This window comes from Cupriavidus sp. USMAHM13 (assembly GCF_001854285.1).
Lineage (GTDB): Bacteria > Pseudomonadota > Gammaproteobacteria > Burkholderiales > Burkholderiaceae > Cupriavidus > Cupriavidus malaysiensis.
The window spans coordinates 37,386-64,209 of sequence record NZ_CP017753.1 but is presented as its reverse complement, the minus strand read 5'-3'; the positions used below and the strand labels follow the sequence as shown (position 1 = coordinate 64,209).

The following is a 26,824-nucleotide window of genomic DNA, read 5'->3' as shown; positions in this document are numbered from 1 at the left end:
AGACAAAGCAATGCAAGCTTCCACCATCACAGAGCGCATCAGACGCCATCCCAGGTTCGGCGAACTGGTGCGCCGCCGCGCCCGCCTCTCGCGGGTATTGCTGGTCCTAGTCCTCGCCCCCTCTCTCGCGCTGATGCTTGCGGTTGCGATGCAGCCCCAACGCCTGGCCGAGCCGCTTCATCCGGAAACACTGGTCAACCTTGGCATCGTCCTTGCTGTCGGGATCATGCTGCTGGGATGGGCCGCGACATGGTTCTACGTGCGCCGTGCCAACGGCAAGCTTGAGACGATGGTGCAGCAGATCCTGTCGGAGGCCGGACAATGAATCTCCAGGCCATTGCCATGTTCCTGCTCTTCGTCGCGCTGACGCTGGGCATCACGTACCGGGCCTCCTCGCGCACCCGGACTGCCAATGACTTCTTTACCGCAGGCGGCGGAATCACGGGTATGCAGAACGGCCTGGCCGTGGCGGGTGACTACATGTCGGCCGCTACGCTGCTCGGCGTGGTCAGCCTGGTCTATGCACGCGGCTTTGACGGGCTGCTGTATATCGTCGGGTTCTTCATCGGCTGGCCGGTCATGCTGTTCCTAATGGCCGAACGGCTGCGTAATCTCGGCAAATTCACCTTCGTCGACATTATTTCGGACCGGCTCGATCCCGTCACCACGCGCTGCATGGCAGCGGCCAGCAGCCTGGTGGTCGTGTTGCTCTATCTGATCGTGCAGATGGTCGGCGCCGGCGAGCTGGTGCAGTTGCTGTTCGGCATCGACTATGTCTATGCCGTTGTCGGGGTCGGCGCGCTGATGATGGTCTACGTGACAGTCGGCGGCATGGTCGCCACGACGTGGGTGCAGATCACTAAGGCAGTGCTCCTGCTGTTCGGCGGCTCGCTGCTGATGCTGTTGGCGCTGGCGCATTTTGGCTTCAGCTTTGAAACCCTGGCAGCCAAGGCAGTCGCGGTGCACCGCAGCGGCCCGGCCCTGCTCGCGCCTGGCACGATGTTCGCCGATCCGGTCTCGGCACTTTCGCTGTGCGTAGCCACTGTACTCGGGCTGTCGGGACTCCCCCATATCCTGATGCGCTTCTTTACGGTGCCAAATGCGTGCGAGGCACGCAAGAGTGTGTTGGTGGCCAGTACCTGCATTGGCTACATGTTCCTCGCCATGTTTGCCATTGGTCTTGCGGCCATCGTGATCGTCGGTACCGATCCGCGCTACTTCGAAGGCGGCCAGGTTGGCGGAAAGCTGCTCGGCGGCGGCAATATGGTCGCAATGCATCTCGCAAGCGCGACCGGTGGCAACCTGTTTCTCGGGTTCCTGGCGGCTGTCGCCTTTGCCACGATTCTCGCCGTGGTGTCGGGCCTGACACTCGCGGGCGCTTCCGCGATCTCGCATGACATTTACGCCGGTGTCCTGCGGCGCGGTACTACCACCGAGGCAGCCGAGGTCGTCGTCACCAAAAAGGCCACGCTGGCCATCGGTATCGTCGCGGTGCTGCTGGGAATTGCCTTCAAGGGGCAGAACCTGGCGTTCCTGGTCGCGCTGGCTTTCAATGTAGCGGCCTCGGCGAATTTTCCGGTGCTGGTGCTGTCGATGTACTGGCGCGGCCTGACCAGCCGCGGCGCGGTCTGGGGCGTGGCGTCGGGCCTGGCGTCGTCGGTCGCGCTGGTGATACTTTCCCCTGCCGTCTGGAAGAACGTGCTAGGGCACCCGTCAGCCATCTTTCCGTACGACCACCCGGCGCTGTTCACAGTCCCGCTCGCGTTCCTGGTCACATACCTGTGCTCGCGCTTCGACCGGAGCGCCAGGGCCGAGGCAGAGCGCCAGGCCTTCGACGCGCAACTGGTCCGCGCACAGACCGGCCATGGGGCGGCGGCACCATCCAGCCACTGACACCCGGCGCATGACCAAGCGCGGGTTGCGTGCCACACAGAGGTGCAACCCGCTGCGGTAGCCCCGTGCTAGGTCGCTGCAGGCGTCAGCGCGGCATAGAACGCCGCGCTGTCCCAGTAAGCGCGCATGAATTCGATTCTGCCATCCGTGTCCATACGAACGATAAAGACGTGCGGCAGCGAGAAGGACTGGCCTCGGCTTGCGATCCCCAGCACGTCCCGAGCCTGCGTGCCCGTGATAGTGACCTCGGCAATTACGGTGCGCTGGTCATCGTCGCCATAGACCGCAGTGACCTGGTTGCTCAAATCCGGGAAGCCATCCATCAGGCCGCGCCAGATTGTCTTGCCGGCCTCGCCGGCAGGCCCCTCCAGCCTCATGGGGACATAGTCGATCCGCGCATCTTGCGAAAACATGGCGAGCATGCCGTTTATGTCATGCTCACGGTAGCGCGCGAAGAACGCCTTGACGATCTCGATTTGGCTCATCACAGATCTCCCTGAAAATGGGACATAGGGCAGGCCGGCGTGGCGCCCGATAGGTCCGCCACGCCCGTGCAGTCATCATCATCTCGCTTCGCCGAACCCTGTCAATGCCCCTCCCCGAACGGGGGCTGCGCCAACGCCGGCAGCCGGGAATGGCCTGGCTGTCGCCTCCCTCCTACCGAAGGCGTTCGAAGGCATGCGCGATCTCCTCGATCGCAGCGCGTATCCGCGCGGTGTGGCGCAAGTCCTTATGGGTCACCAGCCACACCTCATAGGGCACGTCGCGGCAACGCTCAGGCCAAAGCCTGACCAGGTCGTCGGCCTTGCCCATGTAGACAGGAATCTCGCCCACACCCAGCCCCGCCTTGATGGCACTGCGCAGCATCAGGCTGGAATTGACGGCTGCCACGATACGCCCGCCGGAAATGGGTTCGCCCACCAACATTGGCTCCCTCGACCCAAGCACATAAGGCTGGTACACCACCAGGTCATGGCCGGAAAAGGCCGTACCGGCCTGGGGCTCTCCATGCTCGCGAAGGTAGCCTGGTGAGGCGAACAGCCCCATCGGCCATTGGGCCAGACGGCGTGCGATCAGGTCGGGATTGTCCGGCCTGGCCGTGCGGATCGCGATATCCGCTTCCCGTTTTGCCAGGTTCAGCATCCGGGTCGATGCATCAATCTGCCATACGACCTCAGGGTACTTTGCGTGTAGCGCCTCAAGCGCTGGCATCAGAAAATCCATGGCCAGCGAATCGGTTGTGGTGATCCTCACCTCGCCCGCGAGCCGGTCGTCGAGTCCCTGCGTCAACCGCTGGAAGTCATTTGCAGAGTGCTCCATGCGCTGCGCCGCGTCAAGCACGCTCTCGCCCGCCATGGTCAGCACATAGCCGCTTGACGTGCGCAGGAACAGGGTTGCCCCAACCACGCTTTCCAGTGCCGCAAGGCGCCGCCCTACTGTGGCCTGGTCCACGCCAAGCGATCTCGCCGCGGCGCGCAGCGTGCCATCCCGATACAGCGCGAGAAAAACCCGGGCATCGTCCCAGTTCATATCCCCCTCTCAACCGTACAAATCGTCCGATGCGATTCTGCATGTCAGCCATGAAAACCTGCATCACATCATTGAATCGCAGAAACCTATACTGCCTCAACCGCGACAGCAATTCCCACGACCTAGATCTGCGCCGCGCTCCACGAGTTAATCAGGAAATCCCATGCCTTCGCCTTCGCATAACATCCCCGATACGATGACGGCCATCGAAATCAAGCACCCCGGAGGCCCGGAAGTGCTGGTGCCCACACGGCGGCCAGTGCCCACGCCCGGCCCGGGCGAACTGCTGATCCGCCACCATGCGGCAGGTGTCAACGGCCCCGACGTATTCCAGCGCAAGGGGCTGTACGATCCGCCTCCCGGCGCCTCCGACATCCCCGGGCTCGAGGTCGCAGGCGAAGTCGCGGCCCTCGGCCAGGGCGTCACCGGATTCAAAGTCGGCGACCTCGTCTGCGCCCTGATTCCGGGGGGGGGATACGCCGAGTACAGTGTCGCCAGCGAGCACAATACCTTGCACCTGCCCGATGGTCTGCAGTTGGTGGAAGCTGCCGCGATGCCAGAAACCTTCATGACCGTCTGGCTCAACCTGTTCCAGCGGGGCAAGTTCACCAAGGGCGACACCGTCCTGATCCATGGCGGGGCCTCTGGGATCGGCACCACAGCCACCATGCTCAGCAAGGCCTTTGGCGCGGCCAAGATCATCACCACCGTGGCCTCCGACGCGCAACGCGACGCCAGCCTCGCACTTGGCGCCGATTACGCGGTCAATTACCTGGAAGAGGATTTTGTCGAGGCCGTCATGCGCGTCACCGAAGGCAAAGGTGTCGATGTCATTGTCGATATCATCGCTGGCGATTATGTCCCGCGCAACTACGCTGCCGCGGCCATTAACGGGCGCATCGTGCAGATCGGTGTCATCAAGGGCATCGCCAAGGAAGTCGACTTGTTCCCGATGTTGACCAAGCGCCTCACCCATTTGGGCTCGACCCTGCGCTCGCGCACGCCTGAAGAAAAGGCCCAGATCATCCGCGAGCTCGAGGCGCAGGTCTGGCCGCTGATGGCATCTGGCGCGGTCAAGCCGCTCATCTACCAGACATTCGCGCTGGAACAGGCGCGGGCAGCCCATGAGCTGATGGACTCCGGCACCCATATCGGCAAGATCGTGCTCACGATGGGCCAGTAACGGCACGGAGCGGCAAGTGCCGGGTGCGGGCGATGCCGTCCGCCCCGGCCGTTCCGGTATGCCTGCCCCGTGTGCACGCATTCCTAGCCGAGGTGCCCGTCAAGGCTGCGATGAGGTGGATGGCAGAACACGGTGGCGACGGCCGCTACCATCGACAACAGGGTCAGCGCGCCGCCAAACCAGTAGGTTGCCGCCACTAAGCCGAGGCCGAAGAAAAAGATGCCGATGCCCTGCAAGTTCGCCCAGCAGGGTGACGCCGAGGCCCGTCATTAGGCACAGCGCTCCCGCCATCATGGATTGCCGTGCCGTCCAAGGACGCCCGGCCAGCACCGCGGCCGCTGCGCTGATAGCACGAACACCAGCAAGGCTCCCGTCAACGGTGCCTGCCAACCCGTGACACTGCGGGCGAGCGTCGGGCCTAGGGAAAGACAGAACCCATTCATCGACCAGACCGCGACATTGATCGGCGACGACAGGATCAGCGCGGACCTCGCCTGTGCAGTGCCATCGCGGTGAGAATGACTGGACGCCGGCCGACATAGTCCGACTGCGCGCCGGTGGTCAGGAAGGACATGGGGCGGGTTGATGGGGTTCGCGATCGGATAGCGCCCGCGGGAAGCTAGCTCCGCGCCACGGGGCGCTCCGCGACCCGCGGCAGGTCCCGGCCCAGGCCGCTGCGGACCGCCTGGATGCGGGAGTTCACTTTCAGCTTCTCAAAGATATTCTTCAGATGCCACTTCACGGTTTCCGGGGCGACACGAATGGCCCGGGCAATCTCCTTGTTGGAAAGCCCCCGTGCCACGTAGTCGAGAATTTCCACTTCACGGGCGCTTAGCCTGCTGGCGGCCACCGGCTCCGCCTGGTCATCCGCGGCGTCTGGCTCGCTTGCCGGCGCATCGAACCCGGCGCATAGCCTCCTCACATACCAGGGCTCAACCTCGGCCAGGCGGTCTTGCTGCTGACGCAGCGCGTCAAGGACTTCCCGGGCCGCAGGGCCGGCATCGAGAAACACGCGGTGCAGACCGTTCGCCTGGCCATAGGTGAGCGCGGCGCGCATGGCCTGGACAGCTTCTGCACGCTGCCCCGCACTGTGCAGGGCGACCGCCCGCATCACTGAAATCTGGGCGGACAGGTACTGCATGCCCGCTGCACGCACCTCAGCCTGCACGCCATGCAGGATGGGCACGGCTTCCGCAGACCGGCCACGAGCCACCAGCAGACGGCTATGCGCCATCTGGAAACGCTGCCAGGTCTCCAGGTAGCTGCCCTGCAAGCTCGCTGGCCGCTGCCCGACCAGCGCTTCCAACTCGTGGCCGATCCTCGTGGCGCGGCCCAGGTCGCCGGACCGGATACCGATCCGGATCGCCTCGGCCTTGCACGCAACCTGCATGCGCAGCCATCGGCGGCTTCTGGCAACGGCTTCCGCGTCTTCCAGGATCCGATAGGCTTCGTCCTGTTTCCCCGCCAGCAGCCTCAGGCGCGCCAGCGTCACGCAGAAGCCGACCAGTGGCCCCAGCGAGCACGATTGCATCGCCATCTCGAGCCGCCCGTCCAGCAGATCGGCGACGCGGTCCAGATCATTCCATTCATAGTGGATGGCGGCCAGGTATCCGACCGGGAGCACCGATGCGGCAGACTGCCGGCCGGCGCGCGCGTTGGATTCGCGCAGCACATCTTCCAGGGTCTGAACGGCCTCGCCCAGCCGGCCCTCCACGAACAGGCTGAGCCCGACCATACTCTGCCGGTACACCGTTGCGTAGATCGGCGCATTCGCCCCGGTACCGAACGTCAGCGCGCCCCGCAACCGTTCGATCTCCTCGAACCCGGAAGCATAGCTGAGACCGAAGATAAGCGTCGTCAGGCCGATTCCTTCAGCCCATGAGCCTTCCGCCGGGCCGAGTTCCAGGACCTTGCGCCCCATTTCCAGCGCGCGCTGACTCTCGTCGGACAGGGCCGCGATCAGCGTCTTGACCGCCTGTAACTCGACGCGAACCACCTCCGTGACGGGCAACTGCCCGAGCCCGATGTCGTCCTCGACCGCCTGTAGTTCGCGCCTGGCCGCGTCGGCTTGCATTGTCAGTGCGAGCGCCCAGGCATGGGCCAGGCGCAAGCGAAGCCGGCCACGCACAGCCTCGCCAGGCAATTTTGCGACCCAGCTCAGGACCGTCCGTACATCGCTGGCCTCCACTAGATTCATCGCGCATTGCTCGACCCAGCCGGCGGCGCGATCGCTTTCGCCGGCTGCCAGGGCATGCCTGACGGCCTCCGACCACAGCGATTGCGCCGCAAACCATTCACTGGCCCGGCGATGCAGTTCGGCAACTTCGTGCGGACGCTCCCTGACCAGGCGTTTTCTCAGGTACTCGGCAAACAGCGCGTGATAGCGGTACCACTGGCCCTCGGCGTCCAAGGGCCTGACGAACATATTCCGAGCCATCAGCCACTCGATACTGGCATGCGCCTCGCTGGAGCCTGTCACTGCATCGCACAAGGGCACCGACATCCGGTCCAGCACCGAGGTCTGTAGGAGAAAACTCTGTAGCGGCTCGGGGACGTGAACAAATACGTTCTCGTTCAGATACGCTTCAACGCTGCGCCGGGCGAATGGCAAGCGCTCAGCGAAGACGTCGGGCTGGTCGGTTGCACTTAATGCAAACGTCGCCAATTGCAAGCCAGCCGCCCAGCCTTCCGTCGCTCGCAGCAGCACCTCGGTCTGGGCAGCGCTCAGGGCATGGCCGGAAACGGCAGAAAAAAACGCCTGTGTCTCGGCGCTGTCAAAGCGCAGGGCCTCCGCGTCCAGCTTCAGCAATTGGCCCCGGGCCTCGAAGTAACTCAGCGGAAAGCCCGGCTCGCCCCGCCCCGCGACGAGCAGATGCAGGTTCTCCGGCGCATATCGGAGCAGCCTGAACACCGCCTCGTGAATGGCGGGCGATGCCAGCCGGTCAAAATCATCCAGTACCAGCACCATTTGGCGCGGCAGCGCCAAGACCGCATTGAGAAGCTCCGCAAACATCGTGTCCGCCGGCGCCAGCGGGTCGGGCTCCAGGCCGCAAGGGATCGGCTCGCCGGCCTGCTTGCAAGCTTCCCTTGCCGCGGCGAGCAGGTAGGCGCCGAACTGGAAGAGATCATCATCGTCGCGGTCGATGCTGAGCCAGCCAACGGCGCAGCCTTCCTGCGCCAAGACCTTCTTCCATTCACCCAACAGCGACGTCTTGCCGAAGCCGGCGGGGGCTACCAGGACCGTCAGCTTGCGCTCCATGCCAGGACGCAATTGCGCGATGGAGCGTTCACGATGGATATAGTGGCGCGTTCGCGGTGGCGCCAGCTTTGTCAGGATCAAGGCTGGCCGCCATTGGGGTAGTTGCGCAGCAGCGACCGGCGATGATTGGGTCATTCGTGACTCCTCCTGACGGCGGGCGGGCGGGACACACTAGACGATCACATCCCATTCATCAGCCTGCTCCCGGCGCACCATCTCGGCGGCGGAATCCGGCTTGATGGTTCGGTAGCGATGCGACGCGGCGGTGATGACATCGATCATGGCATCAATCATTTCCTGCGGGTCATGTTGGTTATTCAGCGGACGCTTAACGCGCGGCTGCATCGCTTGCTTTCCGTCTTCCCACCATTGATCCATGCTTTCCATGCCGGTATCGTTGAACCCGGTGCGGTAAGCTCCAGGATTCACTGTCGCGACCTGGATCCCATAGGGTTTTAGCTCCTCACGCATCGACGCGCACAGCGCCTCGACCGCATGCTTGGATGCCGCATACGCAGCCACCCAGGGAACCTTGACCAGACCGGCAACAGAAGACGTCCAGACAATCTTGCCGCTGCCGCGCCGGATCATCTGTCGAGCGAACCCCTGCGCCACCTCGAGGGCCGCGAATACATTGGTCTCGAATACCCGCCGCACCAGCGCGATGGGAATCTCCGCCACCGGCCCCGCCTCCATAATGCCAGCATTGTTAAATAGCACGTCGATCTCGTGCTGGAACGCGCGCTGCCGGTCGATTGCGTCCAACACGTCGAGTTTGATTACCGTCAGCCGGACGCCCTCGAGCTCGGCCGCATTGCGCAATTCCGTCACCTGCGGCCAGATTTGCGCTCCTGCAATAACGTTATACCCGCTGCGCGCGAGCCCCAGCGCCACGCCTTTCCCAAAGCCGCTGCCGGCGCCAGTCACCAATACAGTTTTCCCCATCGCTAAGCTCCTGAAGTCTCAGAACAGGCGGGGGGTTAGCCCTTACTGCTCCAGTTCTGCCAGCAGCAGGTCGGTCACCGCACCACCGGACGCTGAGTACGCCGACGTCTTTCACCGCAGACCACCGCCATGGTCCGGCGCCTTGGTGGACTCGGCGCGACGGCAAGCATGGCGGTCCGTAGTCGCCGGAATCGAAAATAGCTACCTCGGACTTGATTTCGCTGCGTTTCAGAGTTGCATCCAGCCGGCTCCTGAAGGCGTATCGCCGCCTTTCGGATTCACATAGTCAATGTGATAGCCCTGCGCCTTAATCATCCAAAGTGAACAGCTCGGCCAAACAGAGGCCTGTAGCCCGATTCATATCGGGCTACTTATGAAGCTCCTCCCCAAGACAAGAGGATCTTCTTGCCACTCGCGCCTAACTTTCCTTCACTAGGGTCAGCCGAGCAGGTCTGGGTATGACTGTAATGGATGATCGCCGAAACGGAAGTCAAGCCACAAGGGCATGGGATACCGTCAAAGGGGGGGCGGCGGGGGGGCTTGCCCGACAATGCCAACTCGTCGCTATTGCCGGGCGTTGCTTTGTGCTGTGCCGAAGCCTCGTGGGGTAAGCCGAACGCCGACGTCGGCATTGCCGAAGACCTAGACTCCCCCCCCCCAATTAGGGAGGCTCCTTGCAAACACCGCAGCGATACGGGAATCATTGCGTTGGCGAGGCTTGCTTCTTCAAGAACGGCGTGCCTCGCCTTCCCACAAACAATTTCGCGAATGGGAATCGCAGGCCATAGAGTGAGATGTGTAGCTTTAAGCACTCTGGAGTAATGTCATGTGATTCGTCCTCGGTGCACCGAGCAAGATCATGCTCCTCGGTTTGAACTGTAAAGGTGGCGGAGTGGAGGCAACCGAAGGCGCCCCGACGCCATTCAAGATGCTGGCCTTCGATCTCCGCCGCGGTGATGCCGAAATTGCTGACGTAGCCACCTTCATCTGCAGCGCCTGGGGGAAACGGCGCCGCCCCGGCGGAGGGCAACCGCGTCACTCGACTCGCCGCGAACTACGGGCCAAGCCTGGCTCGGCAAGCGCGAGATGAATCCAAGGAGCCTGCCATGTCGACTATCTCAAGACGTTCATTTGTCCAGTCCATCGGTGCCGCGACACTCGCACCGGGGGTTTTGCTTGCATCGACCGAAGCTGGAGCTGCGTCCGAAAGCTCCGCTCCGCCCCAAGGGGCCAGCGCAAACTACGCCGATTACAAGCATATTCAGGTCACCAAGGACCACGGCGTCGCCACCGTCACGTTGAACTATGCACCGCTCAACCTGCTCGATGAGGTACTGTCGGATGAGTTCGACCGGGTGACCCGACAACTGGAACAGGATGCGAGCGTACGCGTCATCATCCTGCAGAGCGCTGTGCCGAAATTCTTTATCGCGCACTCGGGCCTGCACCGTGTCGGCTCGGCACCAAAGACGACTTCGAACACGCGCACCTTCCGCCTGACCCAGATGCTCGGCGAGCGCCTGCGCAATATGCCCAAGGCTGTGATCGCCAAGGTCGAAGGCATCGCCCGTGGCGGCGGCTGCGAGATCGCGCTGGCCGCGGACATGTGTTTCGCCGCAATCGGCAAAGCTGTGTTCGGCCAGCCGGAAGTCGTCTGCGGACTCGTTCCCGGTGGCGGCAACACGCAGCGCCTGCCGCGGCGCATGGGGCGCGCACGCGCCCTCGAGGTGCTGCTGGTCGGCGGAGACTACTCGGCGGAACTGGCCGACCACTACGGCTATATCAATCGTGCGCTGCCGGCCGGGGAACTGGGGCCATTCGTGGACAAGCTCGCGCGCCGCATTGCGACCTTCCCCCCCACCACGATCGCCCACTTGAAAAAGGCCGTGGACATGGGGTCAGACGTATCGTTCTCCGAAGGGTTATTGGTGGAAGCGCATGAGGCCGACCTTTGCGTAGCCAACGAAGCGATACAGGCGCGGGTGAAGGCGATACTCAATGCCGGCGCCGAGACCTACGAAGGCGAACTCCACTTCCCCGAACTGTCCGCGAAGCTGCCGCCCGGCGATTAAGCGATCGACCAGCCTCCGAACGGTGGGTGCCCGCAAGTGCAAAAAAATACGTTGATACGAGCGTGCAAGTGCAGTGCACACAGCAAGGCGCCGGAATGCATGGCCCTTGCTGGTGATTGGGGGATTTCCCTCAACCGGTGTTAAGCCGGTGGAAACTAAGCTCCAAAACCCGTTCTTCTTTAGAAGGAAGCCCATCATGACGTCCCAGACCGACAGCAAGCAGCCGACGCCTGATCCAGCCGAGCGCAAGGCGTTCTTTCCCTCCCCATACTCACTCTCACAATTCACGTCGCCAAAGTCAGACCTCTCCGACGCCGACTATCCGGACGCTTATCAGGGAGGTCGCTGGAAAGTACTACTCGTCGCTGCAGACGAGCGCTATCTCTTGACCGAAAACGGTACCTTCTTTTCTACTGGCAACCATCCCGTCGAGACCCTGCTGCCCATGTATCACCTGGACCGCGCAGGCTTCGAGTTCGACATTGCCACTTTATCTGGCAATCCGACCAAGTTCGAATGGTGGGCGTTCCCTTCTGAGGACGCCGAGATAAAGTCCCTCTACGCGAAGTACGAGCAAAAATTCCAGCAGCCCCTTAAGCTTGCTGACGTGGTCAATTCCTTGGACAAGGATGCAAACTACATTGCCGTTTTTGTCCCTGGGGGACATGGCGCCCTGATCGGGCTACCCTTCAGCGCAGACATGAAGACAACCCTTCAGTGGGCCATGCAAAACGATAGGTACATCATCACGCTGTGTCATGGCCCTGCAGCCTTACTTTCCGCCGGCGTCGACGAACCCAGCAGTGGAGATCTTTTCCGCGGCTACCGTATTTGCGCATTCCCAGATGCCATGGACAAGCAAACGCCAGATATTGGCTATATGCCTGGTCCCTTGCGTTGGTTCTTTGGCGAAAAACTTGCTGCTATGGGAGTCGAGATCGTAAACACCAAGATTGATGGAAGTACGTTCCGGGACCGGAAGCTCCTCACGGGTGACAGTCCCTTGGCAGGCAACAATCTTGGCAAACTGGCTGCGCGCGCGTTATTGGATGAAGTGCACAGTACAGGTGGGCGCTAGCGCGAACGCTGGCGTGCGCGCCGGCGGCTCGGTGGTGGTCTGGCTAGGCGTAGCGACTGCGAGTTGCGCCAGCGTCAGATGGAGGTCGACTTTTTCGCTCGGATGCGTGCTGTGTCGCGCCAATTAGCGGGTAGGCCAGGGAACTGGTCGACACCGGTGAAGCGCACGAGTTCGCCAACGCTGATGGTGGCATAGACGGGCGCGGGTGTATTCGGCGCGACGTAGGCAGCCGCGCCGATGCCTTCTATATATATGGCCTTCCAGATATGGCTCGGAATGCGCACGCGGCCATTGAGCAACAGTGGCGCACCCACAAAGGCCGGTCCGGTGACGACGTAGGCCGCACCATACTGGCGAACGAGGCGCCGGGTCGAGGTCTCGAGATGGCTCCAGGTCTGGCGATTCGAGGTCGGGTTCTGCGGCACCACGTTGGCCAAACTGAATGTCTCGGCCTGGGAGGCTTGGTCGGCCTCATCACCGCTAGGTGTGAGGTGGCCCCGATCGTATCCAGACCGGCGGAAGTCGGCCAGATTGGCGCGTGCAGCAGCAGGCAGCGAAAGCTCCTCATAGAATTCGCTGTCGCGGGGTAGCGAGCGAGCTTGCTGGACCGCCGTTGCGGTCAGGTGTTCGGCGGACCAAAGGGGCGTCCGGGTGCGGACGGAGTCGAGCACGGCGTGGCTGCGGAAGCATAGAAGGCGGGAGTCGGCGGCGGCCGCGGGATCGGCTATCCGGGGAGCGGTCCGCTGTGCGAAGTGCGCGCTGCAGTCCGGGGGCGAGGCATGCGCGACTTGGGTGGCGGCGAGAAGAAGAGCGAAGGCGAACGCGGAACGGAGCATAGGATAGGCTAGCCGGTTGAACATACAACCAGCTTGCCAGTCCCCGCGGGAAGTCAAGTGAGGCCGGGCCGTTGGCGCTGCGGACCTGGCATGCAGGGGCCGGTGGAGCGTGGCAAGATCAGCGGGGCCTTGGCGCCGGGCACCTTTGGTGCCGGCAGTAAGAGAACCATTGGCGCTGAGCCGCGGGCCTTTGGGCGCAAAGCCGGGCGCCACTTGCCAACGTGGCCAGCGGGGCGGGTAAAGCGGCGCCGGAGGCCGGCTTCAGCATGCCCCCGGCGGTTCTCAAGGCGCCGGGCCATCCTTTGCCGACGTTAGTACTGGGGCCTCCAGAGCCTCTCGTACCGCAGGGTCGATGCCCGCGTGCGTGGCGGTATCAAATGATCTATAATTTTCTGGTCAAATGATGCTCGCGGAGTTTCTCATGACCACAGTCTCGCCAGAGCGCATCAGTGCTGTAATGGCGCTCCAGCCCGTCGCGCAGAGTTTCGCCGAATTGGAAGACCGCGTACGCAAAGGGCTTCCCAAGGCCGCTCTGCAGGCGAGTGTCACGCATGTGGCTCGTACGCCGGATGAAAAAAGGGGGCTACTGTTCCGCATCGTGCCGGAAGCGACGTTCAAGCGCCGCCGGGATCGGTTGAGTCCGGATGAATCGGAGAAGACTGAGCGGCTGGCGCGCGTGTTTGCGACGGCGCTGTATGTCTGGGATGACGAGGCCGACGCTCGTGATTTTCTCAACACACCGCACCCGTTGCTCGAGGGGCGTCGGCCCCTGGACGTCGCCATGACAGAGCTTGGAGCGCGGCGCGTCGAGGAGTTGCTGGCGAAGCTGTTCTATGGGCTGCCGGCGTGATGCGGATTTTCCGAATCGCCGACCGCAGGCACCCGGTCTGGGATGGCACTGGCGCAATGCTTGTCGGGGGACGGTTCAACAGTGCGGGCAAGCCCGTTATCTATGGTGCCTTGACATATGCCGGCGCCATGCTGGAAATCCTTGTACACGCGCGGATCGGCAAGGTTCCGACCACACAGGTGTCGGTGATGGCCGAAGTCCCGGATGGAGTCTCGGTGGAACAGGCGCCTGCCGAGGCATTGCCTGACGGGTGGGATCGGCCTGACTCAGCCGCAGCGCGCCAATTCGGAGATCTGTGGCTAAGTGAGGCACGAAGCGCGGTGCTGCTGGTGCCGTCGGTCGTCGCTAGGTCGGAGTGGAATGCTCTCGTCAATCCCAACCACCCGGAAAGCGCTCGCATTACCTCGTCGTCTCCGACGCCGGTCATTTGGGATCAGCGCTTGTTTCTTGCCGCCTCGTCGGCACCCGATAGCGATTAATCTGGCCGGCGCGCCGGCGCTGTGTGACCCAGTTCCAGATGGCACCGGGTGATAGCGAGCATGCAATCGCATGCGTGAGCCATATAGCCGGCGACCGATTCGGCCGCCTCACCGGCTGCACGGCCAATATGCCAGAACTCGTTGAGCCAGTTACCAGGCGGCCCAACTGGCCCGTTCTTGCGACCCAGAGCGATGGCGCCACGGATGGCCAGGACGGTTTCGGGCTGCGGAAATTCTCGATCGTCGTCGAACATTTTTAGGTTGGGGATCGTGAGCTGGGTTGGGCGTCGTCGGAAAACATGTCGATGGTCCGATCGTCGCGTGGGTGCATGGGCGGGATGCAGCGGAGGAGTTGCTCGAGCGAGGTCCGGCCGTCGCCGCCATACGGAATCTCGTGCGCGCGCCAGCCTCCCGGCAGCTCACTTAGCCCGGCCACAGGCCCGTCGACGCGGATGTCCAGTTGGGCCGCATCGCTCAAGATGGCGGCTTGGCAGCGGCGGGCCGCGTGCTCGGCGGAGGCATTGTCGGCGGCCATGATGACGGCGACGGCGCTGAGACGAACGATGTACGGTCTTTGCATGGTTGCCTCCGGAAACTAGATGGAGCCGGCGTGTTGTAGGGCAAGAATGGCATGCGCGAAGGCCCGCGCACGGCGTCGGACTTGGCTGTCTATGCCGGTGAGAAGGCCATGGGTCTCCATCGTCTGCACAATGGCGCGGATCGCGTCACCCGTCGGCGCCGGAGCGATGGCGCCGAACTCAGCGGTGGCCAGCGTTGCGAGGACCGTGCCGGCCTGGTTTGCGGCCAGTAACCACGGCCCGGCTTCGGCCGGGGAGCCGGATCGCTCGATGCGGCAGAAGGCCATGCCCGCGAGCTCTGCCGGTGGCAGCATTTCCGCCGAGATTTCGACGTCCTGCACACTCGCCGACGATTCTCGGGCGCGCGGCACCGGTGTGGCGCGCTGGAGGCGGGTACTGAGTGTGTTTGCCGCGTCTAGCAGTGAGAAGAGCGCGCTGGTGGGGACGCTGGTCCTCTCGTCGACGGTCGGCGAGGTGGCGTGCAGGAATGCGGAGATGGCATCCAGTGCGGCCTGAGCGACCTTGTCGGCGGTGTCGGGCTGACTGATGGCCGTCATGACGCGCTCCCCCCGGCGCCTGCGTTAGGCAGATCCTTTTGCTCCAGGGCGTGGGCGGTATGCCGAGCGTAGGTTGCCACAGCGCGCCAGTAGGCCGCCATTGGAGCCTTGCGGCGTCCCCATGCCTTCTCGGCTTCCGTATTGGACTGCGTGCGCAGCTCCCGAAGCAGCTTCACCAGGGGCGCGCGTACCTCGGGCGGGAGCGCTCGCAGGGCTCGGCCAGCTGGGAGGGCGAGCAACGGGTTCAGGTAGCCCATTACGCCGCCTCCTGGCCCTGGGTGGCCGGCGTGGCAATACCGTGAGCGCTGGCGCGAAGCGGCAACGGCGACGGCTGTCCCTGATGGCTGGCGACCAGCCATGCGCCAAACGCCGTGATGCCGTAGCGGTTCCAGCCTAAGGAGCGCAAGGCACCAAGTTCGATCAAGCGACGCATGGTTGCCTTGGGGATCGTGTGACCATCCGCTTCGAAGTCCTCGCACTGCGCGTTGAAAAGCGCCAGGTCCTGGAGATCATCGGAATCGAGAAAGCGAAATGCATCCAAGGGTGGGCTCCGTGATTGCTCGACACCCGCCGGGAGCGCTTCCGCGGCAATGGACAAGCGCAAGGCGGCGCGAAGCGCATGGAGCGGCATACGCGGTGACTCGGTGACAGCGTCGAGCGAAGCGACCGCGACCAGGTGGGTAGGCTCTTGGGTGTCGGCAAAGCCGACCATCAGGTTGGCCAGCAGGTCGCGGGCTCGCTCCCATGAGAGCTGGTGGGTAGCAGGGGCGGGCGTGGAACAAGAAGGCATCGTGGCGTCCGTTCGGTTGGGAAGTGCGGACACGTAGCCAGCGGCAAGCGCTTGACCCGGTCCGATAGATCCAGCCTACCGACCGCCAAGAGAAGTCAAGCCATCGCGCTACGAGAAGCGGCCGAGAGAGTCGTCGATGGCGATTCCCAGTGCCGCCGGCGCGACCAACGCATCCGCATCGGGCGTTGGGGAGGCAATGGCCTGCGCGGTCGAGGCGCCCTCGTCCCGATGATGGTGATGTGTGACCGCGGACAGCAGCATGGTCCGGAAGCTCGTTGGCAAGTCCGTGAGCAAGTACAACCAGAAGTCGAAATCATCGGAAGTGCCCACCGAGGCCACAGGTCTCGATGTTGGCGGGCGCAAGGCGGTGCCGGCCGTGGCCAGCCGGTTGAGGTATGGGCGGGCGGCTTCCGGGATCGTGCCGTTCTGCCGGGCGGCTTCGACCGCCGGCAGAAGTGCAGCGGCGCCGGCGCGGGCGTGGTCCACCTGCGCCAACTCACTCTTCAGCCGCTCAACCTCCGCATTGAGGCTTGGCAACTCTCCGTATCCGGCTTGCTCAAGATGGGCGGCCAGACGTGTTTGGAGAATGGCCAGTACTTGCTGGGAGCCCGAAAGCGGTATGACGCCGAGCAGCTTGTAATTGTCGGCGAAGGCCTGCACGACAGTCGGGTCGACGAATTGCGGCAAGAATGCGCGCAGGTTGTCGAGAACCTTTCGGGAGATGGCTGGCAACAGCGTGCGCACGATGTCCGCCAGGTAGTCTCTCCTCGTGCGCTGAGCGGCAGCGAGCAGGCCCTCCAGGTGCTGCGAGCGGCGTTCCAAAGAAGCGACGGCCGTCGCGACAGCGTCCCGGGCATCAGTGATGGTTTGTTGGTCCATGCTGGTGAGCAATTAGCTGGCCACGCCGTCTTCCTGGCGGCTGGCGAAGTAGTTGGAAAAATACTGGCGCAGTTCCGGTTTGTCCATGGACTTGGTCCATTCGAGGGGGCGCCCGGGCAGCGCTCTCAGGTCCGTCCAGGGGTCGAAGCCGAGATCGGTGATCTCGTGCATCCGGAGGAAGTAGCGGCGGTTGGTCGCATCACCATGCCAGAGATGGCGAATGCGGCCCGGGACGACACCGAGGCTGCCGTTGGCCATCCGATGGAAGCGGTCGGACCACGCCCGTAGGTGCGCGATTTGCCGGGCATCGTGCTTGAGCGCGTTCTCGATACAGAATCCGTGGTGTCCGTAGACCGCATGGGCCATGAAGTGGTCGGCGCTGCCGGAGACGGCGGCCTCATATAGCCCGACCGCATCGAAGATCTCTCGCCGCATTGCCCATCCGTAGCCGGTGTGCCCGTGGGCATCGTAGCGGCCGGCCTCGAGGCTATGGGGATGACGGCCCATGACGGCGGCGAACGATTCGGCGACGTCCAGACTGGATGCAACGCCGCCGGCAGGTCCGAGGCGCAAGCAGGTCTCGAAGACCTGGGCGATTTGGTGCGTGCGCATGACGCGAAGCAGTTCCTCCGGCCAGTTCTCGTTGTCGAACAGGATGTCGCAATCGAGCCACGCAACAACCTTGCATTGGCGCGGAAGCCACGAAGCGGCGAGATTGAGCAGGCGCTCCTTTTGCCAAAGGAGAGAGCCGGCACGAACCTGGACGAGGTCGAGCGCCGGGGGCAACTCGAACGGCGCATCGCCAAACGCGCATTCGACGGTGATGCACGGTACACCGGCATCGCGTATGCCTTGCCGGAATCGGTCGTAGTTGGCGCGCCGCGTCCGGTACCGGCAAGGATTGAAATAGGTCGTGACTACGTAGAGGTCGCTCATTTTGGCCTGCTCTGGTGATCGCTGATCGCGGCGGCCTTCCGATAGCACGTTACGGGGAAAGAGAAGAGTGTCGCGCAACTGCAGGTCTCGCTGCACGGGCCGGCGGCCCGGATCTCGTGGAGTAAGCCGTGCTCAACCGCGAGATCGTGGAGCGTGCCGGCCGCAAGATCGGCATGCGGCCATGACGCCATCACGGCGCGAGCGAAGCCGCGCAAGGCGGCAAGTTCGATGGCCATGGAAGGCGGGAGATAGTCGAAGAGGCCGCTTTCCAGTTCCCGCACAAAGGTGCCGTCCCGAGTCATCCGCTGCAGCAGCGCTTGTGCATAGGCGGGCTCGAAGTTGAGTTGGCGCTGCAGCAGGGCGACTGAGGCAGCCCGGTGGCGGTGCACCACGTCGACGGCGCGGTCGTAGTCCGATTCAGTGCAGAGGTCCATGTTACGTTCTTGAGGCGATGACCTTTCAAGCGTATCGGCCATCTGGCAAAGTCAAGCGGCTGCGGATCTCCGCATGGCCGGGAGCAGCACGGATGTCACCGGCGTCTCGGTGGGAATCCACCTGACCGAGGGAATGCCCTTTGCGCGGTAATAGGCCTGCTTCTCAGTCTTGCGTTGGTCGTATTCGGGTCACCTGTCATCCCTTACACCCCGATCGCGGTCGGTGGGTGGGTGTCGTGGAGGACGAAAGGGTGCACCTTGGCGCGTTCCGTGTGGCGGAGGCGCCGTCGGTGGCAATACCGATGCCTCGCAGTGCATCGCGGCAGAAGCGTGGTTGCCCCCACCGACAGGCATAGGGTGTGCTGCCCGAACGACCTAGCCAGCGCGGACATGGCCGACGCCGCCTCGCGTCCGCAGCGAGGTGCCCAGCGGCAGCATCGAGGGCGCAAGCGCGTGCGCGGACGGCACGATGTACCTGGCGGCGCGGAGGGCCAGCTGGCGGCGACCGGTGTTGACGAAGTGATTGATTCTTTCCTGGTAGACCGCGTGGTCGCCGCCGGGATATGTGACCACCTTGGTGCATTCGAGATAGGCGACCGAAGTCAATCAGTGTGACATGCGTCCTCTTGTCTGCACCACCGCAACGCGCATGCATCTTTGGTTGCGGCCCATCGGCAATGTAGGCAATTCAGTTGACTGATATGAGATACATATATGTTAGTTATGATTGTAATGTATTGCAATGTATGGAACAATCAATGCAATCGCATCGCCGATCGCTGGTGTTTGTACAGCTTCCCTGCAGCGCATGCGAATTCCGGAGTCACTGAACTGGTATGGCTCAGGCAGCTGGGCCAGACAACGAAGCACTCTTACCGAGGGTACGCAATGCATTCAGCTTTGAAAGTTCTCGTTGGAATCACGATTGCAGCAGCTGGCGTTAATGTCGCATACGCGCAGCAAGCTCCAGACAATGCCGTACGGAATGCCGATGGCTCACGCACGATACTGCGATCACAGCAGCTACCGGATGCGAATGCGCGGCATGCGCAGTGGTGTAAGGAACGCGGAGGGGTGGACATCACGAACGAAGGAGACCTGACGCTCGATCCCCAAACGACTGACGCGATCATTTGTCGCCGAGTGGATTCCTCCCCTGGATTCACTGGCGCATACGTTCCAAAAGAAGGCGGCGGAGCCGTGATCGCCCCGGGCATAAAGATGGAGAAGTCTCCGTCGATCATGCCATCGACGCCGCCAGCTTGGACGCCTCAGCAATTGCGCGAGCAAGGGGGAAAGTCCGGTGCGGCACCAAGTCCGCGAGCAGCAATCGCAGCAATTCCCACGATCAGTGTTCATCCGAACAATGGCTACGCTGTTAAGGTCGGCGAGCTGTTTCACGCTGCGTCCTATGCAGTCTTCAGCAACTTTACCGGGAATCCGACCGGACGGGTATCGTCGAGAATCCCCGCTCTAAATTGCGGTTGGACCTGGAACGGCGTGATCGATCTGAATCCCAAACAGGTGGATGGCTTTGTTGGTTGTACTGCAACTTGGCCGGGGGTGATCGGTACAACTATGCAAGCTTGCGTCGGGATGACTTGCGCCAACGGCGAAGGCTCATTTGTCGTAGAGCCCAAGAGATAGTCTGCTCGAAGGTTGGTCATCAATGGGGCGTTGTTGCATAAATCGAATTTGAAGGCGGAGCTACCCCCTTGAGTTGGAATTCAGGTAACGCGGACGGACTGCGGGCGAGCGAGCTCAGACATGCGGTTGAGTACGCCCACACGGATTGCTACCTCGGTCGCCTAGGAACCGACCTCGCGCGCCCACAGCGAATGGCCAGTGAGCGTCTTGAGCCGATACATCAGGTTCTCGACCAGCGAGCGGCGGTGATAGCCGCTGGCCTTTTTCCATTCGCGCCTGCTGCTCTTTGCGATGACGTCGATGGCTGCATTGCGCCACGCCGCGCCGGGCGTGGCGTCCGGCCAAGGCATCGCGCCCTCGCGCGGTGGAATCGACGGCTGAGCACCTCTGGCAGCAATTGCCGCGTGGCACGATTTGCTGTCGTACGCGCCATCACCGCCGACAATGTCCACAGGCGTCTCAGGCGGCAACTGGTCGAGCAAGTCAGGCAGGACATCGGCATCCCCGACATCCTGATGGGTCATCAGGGCGGCACATATCTGGCCGTCTTGGCGTCCATCGCCAGATGGACCTTGCGCCAAGTGCGGCGCTTGGAATAGCTGCTGCAACAGGGCAGGCATTCGAACAAGGGCAACTGGTACGACGCCTGTCAGTTCGTGCGTTCGACCAAGATGGCAACTTGATGAAGGGGCGTACCGTTCTAGATGTATTTGGAACCAGAACAGATACGGGGGAACTTGGGGCGCTCGAATTTAAGCTTTCGAAAAATGCACCCTATACTGAGCGTCAGATTCAGCACTTCCAAAATCTATAGAGCTACGGAGGGGTATTGGTTGGAAATAATGGCAGAGTAATTGGTCTTCCTGCGGGATCTATTCTGGACCCATTTCCGGTTCGTCGAGTCAACGGTCCGAATCTTCCCATAGCTGGTGAATGGTGGAAATAGGTATGCACGCTGTTGAAAAGATGCTTGTAAAGGCGCTTTGTCCTGATCTGGAAAGACTTGGCTTCAGTTGGATCAATGCGCGAGAGATGTTTGTCCGAAGGTGGGATGGGGGGTTCGATTCCTTTACTTGGGCTGCACATCCGACACATGATGATGGCGGGCGGCTGGAGTTAATCCCGCTTGTCGGTGTCCGTCATGACGTCGTGGATGATGTCGTGAATCAACTTGGCCTGGTGTTTGGGGCAGGCAATCAGATGTTTACGACAACCGTTGAGCGCGGCCTTGGCTATTTTCCCTTTTCGCCAAGTCGTAATTATGTTCAATATATCCGCTTTGCAGCAGCAGAAGGTGATGTTTTGAGAGTATCTGCCAATATGCTCGCTATTCTGAAAGGTGAGGGTGGAGATTTTTATGAGAAATATTCAAGTCTGCTTAATTGTTCGGTCGGTCTGAATGAGCCAGTTGAAACCAAGGTTCATCCGCTTTGCAATAATTTTCCGCGGCGCGCATATTATGGGATTGCTTGCTCAGCAATTGCTGAGTCGGACCGCCTAAAGTCGCTGGTTGATCAATATAAGAGCTACGTAGCAAAGATCGCTCCGGCCCAGCGTGAGAGGGTAGAGAAGAGGATTGACGATCTCATTTCGTTATTGGAGGGGGGGCGGTTTCAAGTGCGAAGTGCAACACCCCTCAGTTATTGAACAGGAAGCCGGTCCGTGGGATTGGCCAGAACCTGCGCGAGGACTTGTAGCGGGGAGTGCCAGTTCAGGGTTTTGCGCGGCCGGCCGTTGAGGCTGTCGGCGATGGCGTCAAGTTCTTCCTGCGAGTGGACGGACAGGTCGGTGCCCTTGGGTAAGCTCCTACGTTTGCTCCACTTGCCCGACAGAGGGAAATGAATGTCACTCAAGGAAAAGCTTGCAGACTTCGCCGGCGCTCTCACAAGCGCCACATATGCTCCCGACGAGTATCCACTGCCTGAGTACGTGAACTACCAAAGCAACATGGCGGATCTGCAGGGGCTCTGGTTGGAAATCCGGCAACAACTCACTCATGATGTAGAGGCCGCAGCTTTCATTGATGAAAAGCTGGCCGAGATGCTCAGGGAGTTTGAGGCCGGTCGCAAAGTCGAGGGGCGCAGGGCAGTCTTGGCAATCTACAATCTGAAAGTTGAGCGACTTAGATAGCAAGCGCGTGGGTCCGCTAAGGGTCGTTTTGCGCCCCTCACTCGCTGGTCGATCGGCGGAGCGTTGGCGGGCAGCGAGGGGCGAACTGCGGAATGACCGGCGCCGAGCCGTTACGACGTGCCAAAGCGTCGGGGCTGGCATCGGTAGCTGATTTCGGGTAACCTCTATGCGCTTTCGCGTCTCAGACGCATCGACCTAGCGCCTCCCCGGCGCACATTTTTTGGCTGTACCCCGGGCTATCCGTCTCTACGGAAAGTCTGGCGACCATTCTTCATCCCATCGGGAACTCGTTCCCGATGCGGTAGCGGGTTCCCTCATCCCTTGCGGAGAACCCATCATGTCTCAAGCGTCTTCTGTTGTAACCACTGTCAAGCTTGGCCGCATTCGTCCTGGCCTGAACCCCCGTACGTACTTCGACCCTAAGGAAATGTCGGAAATGCGAGCGTCAGTACGGGCTGACGGCATCCTGCAGTCGATTCTCGTCCGACCGCAGGAGCCGGGCTGGTATCAGCTCGTCGACGGCGAACGGCGCTACCGTGCAGCGACTGAAGAATTGGATTCGGACTACGACGTCCCTGTCGTGATCCGGGAAATGAGCGACGCGGAGGCAAAACGCTACGCGCTCGTTACCAACATTCAACGTGCGAACATGTCTGCAACTGAGGAGGCAGCCGCAGCGGCGGAGGTACTTGGCACCGTCAATGGCGATCGCGATGAAGCCGCAAGGGTGATCGGTTGGTCTCGCTCGACGCTGGACCGTCGCCTGGCGCTGATGGCCTGCAGCGTCGCGACGCGCGACGCGCTCAACACGCGGGCAATTCAGATTGGTCATGCTGAATTGCTGGCTACCCTCTCGAAGGACAAGCAGGACGTCATCTTGCCGGTCATCATCGCCGAGAAGAAGTCCGTCGCGGAACTGAGGAAGACCATCGAAGGGGCTGCCTGCAGCCTGGAGAAGGCCATCTTCGACAAAGGAGAGTGCGCGGCCTGCCCGCACAACTCCTCCCTACAAACGGAGTTGTTCGGCGAAGCGATTGCCTCTGGCAATTGCACCAACCGGGCTTGCTACGACAAGAAGGGTGAAGCCCAACTCGAGAGCGTTGCCTACACGCTGAAGGACGAGTACCCGGTCATCCGAATCGTGCGCGCGGGTGACAACCACACCCGTGTACAGCTGGTGGCCGAAGGGCCGACTGGCGTCGGTGAGGAGCAAGCCAAGGCCTGCCATGCTTGCGAGCGCTTCGGCGCGGCCGTCAGCGCGCTGCCGGACAGCATCGGAAAGGTGTTCCGCGGTCAATGCTTCGACCCATCCTGCAACACGAAGATGGTCGCGGCGCGGCTGAAGGCGGAGCGTGATGCGAAGTCTGCGGCACAGCAACCGAAGCAGCCTGCTGCGGCTGTCGCCAGTGCTGGGAAGGGCTCGTCGAAGGCTTCCGCCGACGAGAAGCCAGTCACCAAGATCAGCGAGTCCGAGAAGGTGAAAGCCTACAGGGTGGCGCTGTGGCGCAAGGCGTTGCGTCGCGAAGTCGCCGCGGCGCCCGAGGTGGCGAATCGCTACCTGTTGGCGCTAACCCTGTCGGGCCAGGCGCGCACGATCGGAGAGACCGCGATGGGGCAACTCTTCGCAAAGATCACCGAAGACAGCGCAAGCGTCCATGACCTGGCCAAGAACCTGGTCGCCATCGACAAGGTGGCGGAAGAAAAGCGCGTCACGCTGAGCACCGCCATGACCGTGGCGGCAATCGAAGGCGTTGATGTGCCGAACTTGGTCGCGCTCTGCAGGCATCACAAGCTGGATTTGCGCAAGCACTGGAACCTTCAGCATTCCAAGGATTTCCTCGAATTGCTCACGAAATCCGAGATGAAGGTCCTCGCCGACGAACTGGGTCTGCGCAAGCAGATCGGTGCCGGCTTTGCCAAGGTGTTTGGCAAGTCCAAGCCGGAGCTGATCGAAGCACTGATCACGGTGGACGGCTTCGAGTACGCCGGCAAGCTGCCGAAAGTCCTGCAGTACTGATTCTCAGCGGCCATTGGCCGCGTCCCATGCTGGCCGCCAGTTGGCGGCCGGCCCATCCGTTCATTCCGAGGTATTTCTCATGTTTCAAGAACTGGCCGCGCTCGTGCAAGCGAGCGAGAAGGTTGTGCTCACGCTCGCCATGCATGGCGAGCAAATGTCCGTGTTCGTAGCCCCTGTCGTCAAGAATCCGGCCCACGCGGCGCTGGCGACGCCCTTGGCGTTGTCAGCGACGCCGGCGGAACTCGATGCGGGGTTCGCGGAAGCCGTGGCCACGGTCGGCGTTGCGCATCGGTCGCTCGCGGAGCAGGCTGAGGCCACCGCCGCGGTCCTGAAGGCGGCGACGTCGCAACAGTCATCGAAGGCGACCAAGGCATTGGCCAAGGCCAATGCACCGGCCACACAGGCTGGCGCCCAGTCCGACTCCGATCCGGAGGGCGATGAAGGTGAGGGCGGAGCCAAGGTCACTGCTGCGACGGCGCCCGCTCTTGCGCCGGAGCCGAAGCCGGCGGGTACCGACCTCGCCTCGCTGCTGTAAGGGGACGGCTATGGCAATCACCATCACCCAACTGCTGCGCGAGTTCACCTACAACGGCATGACGCTGCTGGACCCTGGTCCGGCCTTCGCGCCGGACCAGGTGCGCGATATGTACACCGCCCAATACCCCGAGCTGACCACCGCCGCGGTGGAGGGCCCGGAGCACACGGGCGACAAGGCGCGCTACAAGTTCGTTCGTGCCGCCGGCGCGAAGGGCTGACATGCGCAAGCGCGATTTGATGCAGGCGTTGTCCACCGAAGACTTCCGCCTACCAAACGAGGAGCCGCCCGTAAGGGCGGTTTTTTTACATCTTGAGGAGATGAAGACGTGCTGTTCGATTCTCGAACCTTTGATGCGGCAATCGATCTCGGAGGATCGGACTGGTCGCCGGAACGACGTGCTCCCGCTGCCGCCAGTCGATCTTCCGATGGTTTTCTGACACTTCCCAGTCTCGCGGCGGATGTTCCGGCGCGTGGCCATGTCTCCTACCAGGACGAGCAGTCGTTTCGTCCGCTGGTCCAGGCGCATTTCAAGGCCGGACCACTATTGGCGCGCGATGTTCGGGCGCCAGGGAATGCTGGTGACGCTTTCGCTCAGGCTATGTTCGCGTGGCTTCGTCGACGTATGCCTAAATGTCGTCGCCTGAACTTCGGCTTCGCATTGTTGGACCAGAGCGCGGCGATGGCGGTGGTCGAGCAGTTCGGCTGGGAGGATCAGCTGACTGCGCCACTCTATCTCGCGATCGAGCTGCCTCAAGAGGAGGTCTATCAGCTGAAGGCGTCTATCGAGCCGCTCAACGCTGTCCACGGCTCGCTCCTCTGCACCGCGATGTCTCTGATCGATGAGGCCTCCGGCCATACCCTGTTCATCCGAACGCCGGGGGCCATGATCGAGATGTTCGCGCGCCGCTGGTGGGACTATGACGAGGGCATTTCTGACGACGATGCGCGTGAGCACCTGAAGGGGTGGTTCGACATGTCCGACGAAGACGCCGCGCACTATTTGCCGTCGGTCGTCCGTCCCGCGATTCGACCGGATGTGCTGATGTCGGAGATTGGACGCAAGCGCCGCGGCCAAGCCAAGCGTCGCGTCCTCAGTACGCGGGAGCTGCAAAGTCTCGCCGACGCGAGCCGTGGTTGGGGGCGCGAGGTCTGCCTCGCAGTGATCGGGCTGCAGGCCAGCATGCGCGGCCTGCGGCGACGAGGCCTGTTCTCCAATGCCCAATGGGCAGAGCCTGGCTACTCGGCCGCGACTGTCGTGGTCGACGCCGAAGAATGGGCGGTGGAGTTGCTCGACGACCACTTCCAAGACCTAAGCAACGGCGGGGATGCGACGGAGTACCAGATGCTCATTCCCTTGGAAACCGAACGGCGGGCGATCGTGCGGCAGTACGAGCGCCTCGCCCGCGCCTTCGAGATCATCGCTGCGCTCGACCGGCTTCTTTTCTTGATATCCAAATAGGAGGCCCGACATGGCCAGTATTTTGACCGCCAACCGGTCGCATGACGTGGCCCTGCAAGGGGCCATTTTGCTGTACGGGCCACAGCCCGGGAGCTTCACCTATGCGACGGCACACACGATTCTCACCGATGGCCAAAGCCAACGTCCGGTGATCGGCGCGGGTGTCCCACTGAACCGGCGGGCCCTGATCCATGCGGTCAAGGGGCTGGCGGCAGAAGCGCTTCCCAAGGGCGAGTTCCTGACCCCCAATGTCCTGTCGATCGGCGTGGAGGCCGTGACCTGGTGGTGCCCGCCGGCGGTGCGCCGCGTCTTCTTCGATTGCAAGGAGTTGGGCAAGCGTAGCGCCGTGGTGCCGCATCCTGGATTGGTATTCCAGGCCGGCGTGCGCGGCTTTCGCGTGTTCAGCCTGCAGGAAGACGGCCGGCCGCTGCCGGGGTCTGCCCTGTACGAGCCGCCGTACTTCAACACTTGGGATCAGGGACAGATCTGCATCGGTTCCGCTCAAGTGCCGAAGCAGATCGACGTGGCATCAGTTCCCGGCTGGGAAGAGGCCTTCTTCTCATCCGCATTCACCCATCCGAACGCCGGTGGCAAGCGTGTGGAGTACGAACGCGGGGCTTTTGCCTTCTGGCAAGACATGCTCGATGGGGTGTTCCCGACCTACCCCAAAGAGGTCCTTATTCCGATGGATATCACGCTTGGCGACCTGATCGCCGGCAAACGTGGAGTTTGAC

General features: G+C 62.3%; 29 protein-coding genes and 2 pseudogenes. 15 read left to right on the top strand and 16 right to left on the bottom strand.

Annotation, left to right across the window (positions count from 1 at the left end; translation table 11 throughout):
- The first annotated feature begins 10 nt into the window (after positions 1–10).
- Together BKK81_RS33135 and actP are read left to right on the top strand one after the other, a co-directional pair.
- Entirely contained in the window at positions 11–325 is a 315-nt protein-coding gene (locus tag BKK81_RS33135) for a DUF485 domain-containing protein (protein ID WP_071023026.1), read from the top strand.
- Positions 322–1,893: a cation/acetate symporter ActP gene (gene actP, locus BKK81_RS33130; protein WP_071023023.1), complete on the top strand. Its 1,572-nt coding sequence runs from the start codon at positions 322–324 to the stop codon at positions 1,891–1,893. Before BKK81_RS33135 ends, actP begins: the two co-directional genes overlap by 4 nt.
- Positions 1,894–1,961: 68 nt before the next feature.
- Here actP and BKK81_RS33125 read toward each other — a convergent pair whose 3' ends face one another.
- Both BKK81_RS33125 and BKK81_RS33120 read right to left on the bottom strand, forming a co-directional pair.
- A complete protein-coding gene (locus BKK81_RS33125; protein WP_071023020.1) occupies positions 1,962–2,378 on the bottom strand; it encodes a nuclear transport factor 2 family protein in 417 nt (138 codons plus the stop codon).
- Positions 2,379–2,550: 172 nt separating this feature from the next.
- Complete coding sequence (locus BKK81_RS33120) at positions 2,551–3,423, bottom strand: LysR family transcriptional regulator (RefSeq protein WP_071023017.1); 873 nt, start codon at positions 3,421–3,423, stop codon at positions 2,551–2,553.
- A 163-nt stretch (positions 3,424–3,586) separates the two neighbouring features.
- On the opposite strand from BKK81_RS33120, the gene BKK81_RS33115 reads away from it, so the two are divergent.
- On the top strand, positions 3,587–4,606 hold the full coding sequence (locus BKK81_RS33115) for an NAD(P)H-quinone oxidoreductase (protein WP_197524090.1): 1,020 nt from the start codon (positions 3,587–3,589) through the stop codon (positions 4,604–4,606).
- Positions 4,607–4,689: 83 nt separating this feature from the next.
- On the opposite strand, the gene BKK81_RS36205 is transcribed toward BKK81_RS33115, so the two are convergent.
- The 3 genes from BKK81_RS36205 to BKK81_RS33105 all read right to left on the bottom strand — a co-directional run bounded on the left by BKK81_RS36205 (position 4,690) and on the right by BKK81_RS33105 (position 8,810).
- Complete coding sequence (locus BKK81_RS36205) at positions 4,690–4,842, bottom strand: hypothetical protein (RefSeq protein ID WP_197524089.1); 153 nt, start codon at positions 4,840–4,842, stop codon at positions 4,690–4,692.
- Positions 4,843–5,225: 383 nt separating this feature from the next.
- Positions 5,226–8,000 carry a LuxR C-terminal-related transcriptional regulator gene (locus BKK81_RS33110; protein WP_071023015.1) on the bottom strand — a complete coding sequence of 925 codons (2,775 nt, stop codon included), beginning with the start codon at positions 7,998–8,000 and terminating at the stop codon, positions 5,226–5,228.
- Positions 8,001–8,036: 36 nt separating this feature from the next.
- Positions 8,037–8,810 carry an SDR family oxidoreductase gene (locus tag BKK81_RS33105; RefSeq protein ID WP_071023012.1) on the bottom strand — a complete coding sequence of 258 codons (774 nt, stop codon included), beginning with the start codon at positions 8,808–8,810 and terminating at the stop codon, positions 8,037–8,039.
- Between the two features lie 1,106 nt (positions 8,811–9,916).
- Here BKK81_RS33105 and BKK81_RS33100 point away from each other — a divergent pair.
- Both BKK81_RS33100 and hchA read left to right on the top strand, forming a co-directional pair.
- Entirely contained in the window at positions 9,917–10,882 is a 966-nt protein-coding gene (locus BKK81_RS33100) for an enoyl-CoA hydratase/isomerase family protein (RefSeq protein ID WP_083384845.1), read from the top strand.
- Positions 10,883–11,078: 196 nt separating this feature from the next.
- Complete coding sequence (hchA, locus tag BKK81_RS33095; protein WP_071023010.1) at positions 11,079–11,960, top strand: glyoxalase III HchA; 882 nt, start codon at positions 11,079–11,081, stop codon at positions 11,958–11,960.
- 74 nt (positions 11,961–12,034) lie between these two features.
- Here hchA and BKK81_RS33090 read toward each other — a convergent pair whose 3' ends face one another.
- Positions 12,035–12,631: a DNA/RNA non-specific endonuclease gene (locus BKK81_RS33090; RefSeq protein ID WP_231908282.1), complete on the bottom strand. Its 597-nt coding sequence runs from the start codon at positions 12,629–12,631 to the stop codon at positions 12,035–12,037.
- A 586-nt stretch (positions 12,632–13,217) separates the two neighbouring features.
- Here BKK81_RS33090 and BKK81_RS33085 point away from each other — a divergent pair.
- Both BKK81_RS33085 and BKK81_RS34855 read left to right on the top strand, forming a co-directional pair.
- Complete coding sequence (locus BKK81_RS33085) at positions 13,218–13,646, top strand: antitoxin Xre/MbcA/ParS toxin-binding domain-containing protein (RefSeq protein ID WP_071023410.1); 429 nt, start codon at positions 13,218–13,220, stop codon at positions 13,644–13,646.
- Positions 13,646–14,125 (top strand): RES family NAD+ phosphorylase, encoded by a 480-nt coding sequence (locus BKK81_RS34855; protein ID WP_071040810.1) that lies wholly within the window; start codon positions 13,646–13,648, stop codon positions 14,123–14,125. Before BKK81_RS33085 ends, BKK81_RS34855 begins: the two co-directional genes overlap by 1 nt.
- On the opposite strand, the gene BKK81_RS36200 is transcribed toward BKK81_RS34855, so the two are convergent.
- From BKK81_RS36200 to BKK81_RS33050, 8 genes are all read right to left on the bottom strand, one after another.
- A complete protein-coding gene (locus BKK81_RS36200; protein WP_083384843.1) occupies positions 14,122–14,379 on the bottom strand; it encodes a hypothetical protein in 258 nt (85 codons plus the stop codon). The genes BKK81_RS34855 and BKK81_RS36200 overlap by 4 nt on opposite strands.
- A 2-nt stretch (positions 14,380–14,381) precedes the next feature.
- Positions 14,382–14,705, bottom strand: coding sequence for a hypothetical protein (locus BKK81_RS33080; protein ID WP_071023004.1), 324 nt, complete (start codon positions 14,703–14,705; stop codon positions 14,382–14,384).
- A gap of 15 nt (positions 14,706–14,720) precedes the next feature.
- A complete protein-coding gene (locus BKK81_RS33075; protein WP_071023001.1) occupies positions 14,721–15,260 on the bottom strand; it encodes a hypothetical protein in 540 nt (179 codons plus the stop codon).
- 256 nt (positions 15,261–15,516) lie between these two features.
- Complete coding sequence (locus tag BKK81_RS33070; protein WP_071022998.1) at positions 15,517–15,972, bottom strand: hypothetical protein; 456 nt, start codon at positions 15,970–15,972, stop codon at positions 15,517–15,519.
- A gap of 186 nt (positions 15,973–16,158) precedes the next feature.
- Positions 16,159–16,929, bottom strand: coding sequence for a hypothetical protein (locus BKK81_RS33065; RefSeq protein ID WP_156811583.1), 771 nt, complete (start codon positions 16,927–16,929; stop codon positions 16,159–16,161).
- Positions 16,930–16,941: 12 nt separating this feature from the next.
- Positions 16,942–17,865 carry a hypothetical protein gene (locus BKK81_RS33060; RefSeq protein ID WP_071022992.1) on the bottom strand — a complete coding sequence of 308 codons (924 nt, stop codon included), beginning with the start codon at positions 17,863–17,865 and terminating at the stop codon, positions 16,942–16,944.
- Positions 17,862–18,299: a hypothetical protein gene (locus BKK81_RS33055; protein WP_071022989.1), complete on the bottom strand. Its 438-nt coding sequence runs from the start codon at positions 18,297–18,299 to the stop codon at positions 17,862–17,864. The genes BKK81_RS33060 and BKK81_RS33055 overlap by 4 nt, the downstream gene beginning before the upstream one ends.
- A 375-nt stretch (positions 18,300–18,674) precedes the next feature.
- The gene (locus BKK81_RS33050) at positions 18,675–18,905 is read right to left on the bottom strand and encodes a hypothetical protein (protein WP_071022987.1); all 231 of its coding nucleotides are present in this window, start codon (positions 18,903–18,905) and stop codon (positions 18,675–18,677) included.
- A 108-nt stretch (positions 18,906–19,013) separates the two neighbouring features.
- On the opposite strand from BKK81_RS33050, the gene BKK81_RS35865 reads away from it, so the two are divergent.
- Positions 19,014–19,946 (top strand): hypothetical protein, encoded by a 933-nt coding sequence (locus BKK81_RS35865; RefSeq protein ID WP_156811582.1) that lies wholly within the window; start codon positions 19,014–19,016, stop codon positions 19,944–19,946.
- An 80-nt stretch (positions 19,947–20,026) separates the two neighbouring features.
- On the opposite strand, the pseudogene BKK81_RS33045 reads toward BKK81_RS35865, so the two are convergent.
- A pseudogene (locus tag BKK81_RS33045) lies at positions 20,027–20,544 on the bottom strand (IS5 family transposase); the annotation flags it as partial.
- A 350-nt stretch (positions 20,545–20,894) separates the two neighbouring features.
- Here BKK81_RS33045 and BKK81_RS35860 point away from each other — a divergent pair.
- On the top strand, positions 20,895–21,593 hold the full coding sequence (locus tag BKK81_RS35860) for a hypothetical protein (protein ID WP_156811581.1): 699 nt from the start codon (positions 20,895–20,897) through the stop codon (positions 21,591–21,593).
- On the opposite strand, the pseudogene BKK81_RS35855 reads toward BKK81_RS35860, so the two are convergent.
- A pseudogene (locus BKK81_RS35855) lies at positions 21,587–21,757 on the bottom strand (IS30 family transposase); the annotation flags it as partial. The gene BKK81_RS35860 and the pseudogene BKK81_RS35855 sit on opposite strands and share 7 nt — an antisense overlap.
- Before the next feature lie 31 nt (positions 21,758–21,788).
- Between BKK81_RS35855 and BKK81_RS36655 the strand changes: the two are divergent.
- The 6 genes from BKK81_RS36655 to BKK81_RS33015 all read left to right on the top strand — a co-directional run bounded on the left by BKK81_RS36655 (position 21,789) and on the right by BKK81_RS33015 (position 26,823).
- A complete protein-coding gene (locus BKK81_RS36655; protein WP_231908281.1) occupies positions 21,789–22,076 on the top strand; it encodes a hypothetical protein in 288 nt (95 codons plus the stop codon).
- Positions 22,077–22,413: 337 nt separating this feature from the next.
- On the top strand, positions 22,414–24,093 hold the full coding sequence (locus BKK81_RS33035) for a PRTRC system ParB family protein (RefSeq protein WP_071022984.1): 1,680 nt from the start codon (positions 22,414–22,416) through the stop codon (positions 24,091–24,093).
- A gap of 79 nt (positions 24,094–24,172) precedes the next feature.
- The gene (locus BKK81_RS33030) at positions 24,173–24,628 is read left to right on the top strand and encodes a PRTRC system protein E (RefSeq protein ID WP_071022982.1); all 456 of its coding nucleotides are present in this window, start codon (positions 24,173–24,175) and stop codon (positions 24,626–24,628) included.
- A 10-nt stretch (positions 24,629–24,638) separates the two neighbouring features.
- Positions 24,639–24,848: a PRTRC system protein C gene (locus tag BKK81_RS33025; RefSeq protein WP_071022979.1), complete on the top strand. Its 210-nt coding sequence runs from the start codon at positions 24,639–24,641 to the stop codon at positions 24,846–24,848.
- Between the two features lie 108 nt (positions 24,849–24,956).
- Positions 24,957–26,090 (top strand): PRTRC system protein F, encoded by a 1,134-nt coding sequence (locus BKK81_RS33020; RefSeq protein ID WP_071022978.1) that lies wholly within the window; start codon positions 24,957–24,959, stop codon positions 26,088–26,090.
- 10 nt (positions 26,091–26,100) lie between these two features.
- The gene (locus BKK81_RS33015) at positions 26,101–26,823 is read left to right on the top strand and encodes a PRTRC system protein B (RefSeq protein WP_071022975.1); all 723 of its coding nucleotides are present in this window, start codon (positions 26,101–26,103) and stop codon (positions 26,821–26,823) included.
- Position 26,824: the final 1 nt, after the last annotated feature.

Bases quoted from the DNA above. Each gene is read 5' to 3' on its own strand.
- actP (WP_071023023.1), top strand. From the start codon at position 322: ATGAATCTCCAGGCCATTGCCATGTTCCTGCTCTTCGTCGCGCTGACG.
- BKK81_RS33075 (WP_071023001.1), bottom strand. From the start codon at position 15,260: ATGACGGCCATCAGTCAGCCCGACACCGCCGACAAGGTCGCTCAGGCC.
- BKK81_RS33105 (WP_071023012.1), bottom strand. From the start codon at position 8,810: ATGGGGAAAACTGTATTGGTGACTGGCGCCGGCAGCGGCTTTGGGAAA.
- BKK81_RS33065 (WP_156811583.1), bottom strand. From the start codon at position 16,929: ATGGACCAACAAACCATCACTGATGCCCGGGACGCTGTCGCGACGGCC.
- BKK81_RS36655 (WP_231908281.1), top strand. From the start codon at position 21,789: ATGTCACTCAAGGAAAAGCTTGCAGACTTCGCCGGCGCTCTCACAAGC.
- BKK81_RS34855 (WP_071040810.1), top strand. From the start codon at position 13,646: ATGCGGATTTTCCGAATCGCCGACCGCAGGCACCCGGTCTGGGATGGC.
- BKK81_RS33015 (WP_071022975.1), top strand. From the start codon at position 26,101: ATGGCCAGTATTTTGACCGCCAACCGGTCGCATGACGTGGCCCTGCAA.
- BKK81_RS33110 (WP_071023015.1), bottom strand. From the start codon at position 8,000: ATGACCCAATCATCGCCGGTCGCTGCTGCGCAACTACCCCAATGGCGG.
- BKK81_RS33125 (WP_071023020.1), bottom strand. From the start codon at position 2,378: ATGAGCCAAATCGAGATCGTCAAGGCGTTCTTCGCGCGCTACCGTGAG.
- BKK81_RS33070 (WP_071022998.1), bottom strand. From the start codon at position 15,972: ATGGTCGGCTTTGCCGACACCCAAGAGCCTACCCACCTGGTCGCGGTC.
- BKK81_RS33055 (WP_071022989.1), bottom strand. From the start codon at position 18,299: ATGGACCTCTGCACTGAATCGGACTACGACCGCGCCGTCGACGTGGTG.
- BKK81_RS33060 (WP_071022992.1), bottom strand. From the start codon at position 17,865: ATGAGCGACCTCTACGTAGTCACGACCTATTTCAATCCTTGCCGGTAC.
- BKK81_RS36200 (WP_083384843.1), bottom strand. From the start codon at position 14,379: ATGTTCGACGACGATCGAGAATTTCCGCAGCCCGAAACCGTCCTGGCC.
- BKK81_RS33080 (WP_071023004.1), bottom strand. From the start codon at position 14,705: ATGCAAAGACCGTACATCGTTCGTCTCAGCGCCGTCGCCGTCATCATG.
- BKK81_RS35865 (WP_156811582.1), top strand. From the start codon at position 19,014: ATGTTAGTTATGATTGTAATGTATTGCAATGTATGGAACAATCAATGC.
- BKK81_RS33120 (WP_071023017.1), bottom strand. From the start codon at position 3,423: ATGAACTGGGACGATGCCCGGGTTTTTCTCGCGCTGTATCGGGATGGC.
- BKK81_RS33135 (WP_071023026.1), top strand. From the start codon at position 11: ATGCAAGCTTCCACCATCACAGAGCGCATCAGACGCCATCCCAGGTTC.
- BKK81_RS33025 (WP_071022979.1), top strand. From the start codon at position 24,639: ATGGCAATCACCATCACCCAACTGCTGCGCGAGTTCACCTACAACGGC.
- BKK81_RS33100 (WP_083384845.1), top strand. From the start codon at position 9,917: ATGTCGACTATCTCAAGACGTTCATTTGTCCAGTCCATCGGTGCCGCG.
- BKK81_RS35860 (WP_156811581.1), top strand. From the start codon at position 20,895: ATGCACGCTGTTGAAAAGATGCTTGTAAAGGCGCTTTGTCCTGATCTG.
- hchA (WP_071023010.1), top strand. From the start codon at position 11,079: ATGACGTCCCAGACCGACAGCAAGCAGCCGACGCCTGATCCAGCCGAG.
- BKK81_RS33115 (WP_197524090.1), top strand. From the start codon at position 3,587: ATGCCTTCGCCTTCGCATAACATCCCCGATACGATGACGGCCATCGAA.
- BKK81_RS33035 (WP_071022984.1), top strand. From the start codon at position 22,414: ATGTCTCAAGCGTCTTCTGTTGTAACCACTGTCAAGCTTGGCCGCATT.
- BKK81_RS33085 (WP_071023410.1), top strand. From the start codon at position 13,218: ATGACCACAGTCTCGCCAGAGCGCATCAGTGCTGTAATGGCGCTCCAG.
- BKK81_RS33030 (WP_071022982.1), top strand. From the start codon at position 24,173: ATGTTTCAAGAACTGGCCGCGCTCGTGCAAGCGAGCGAGAAGGTTGTG.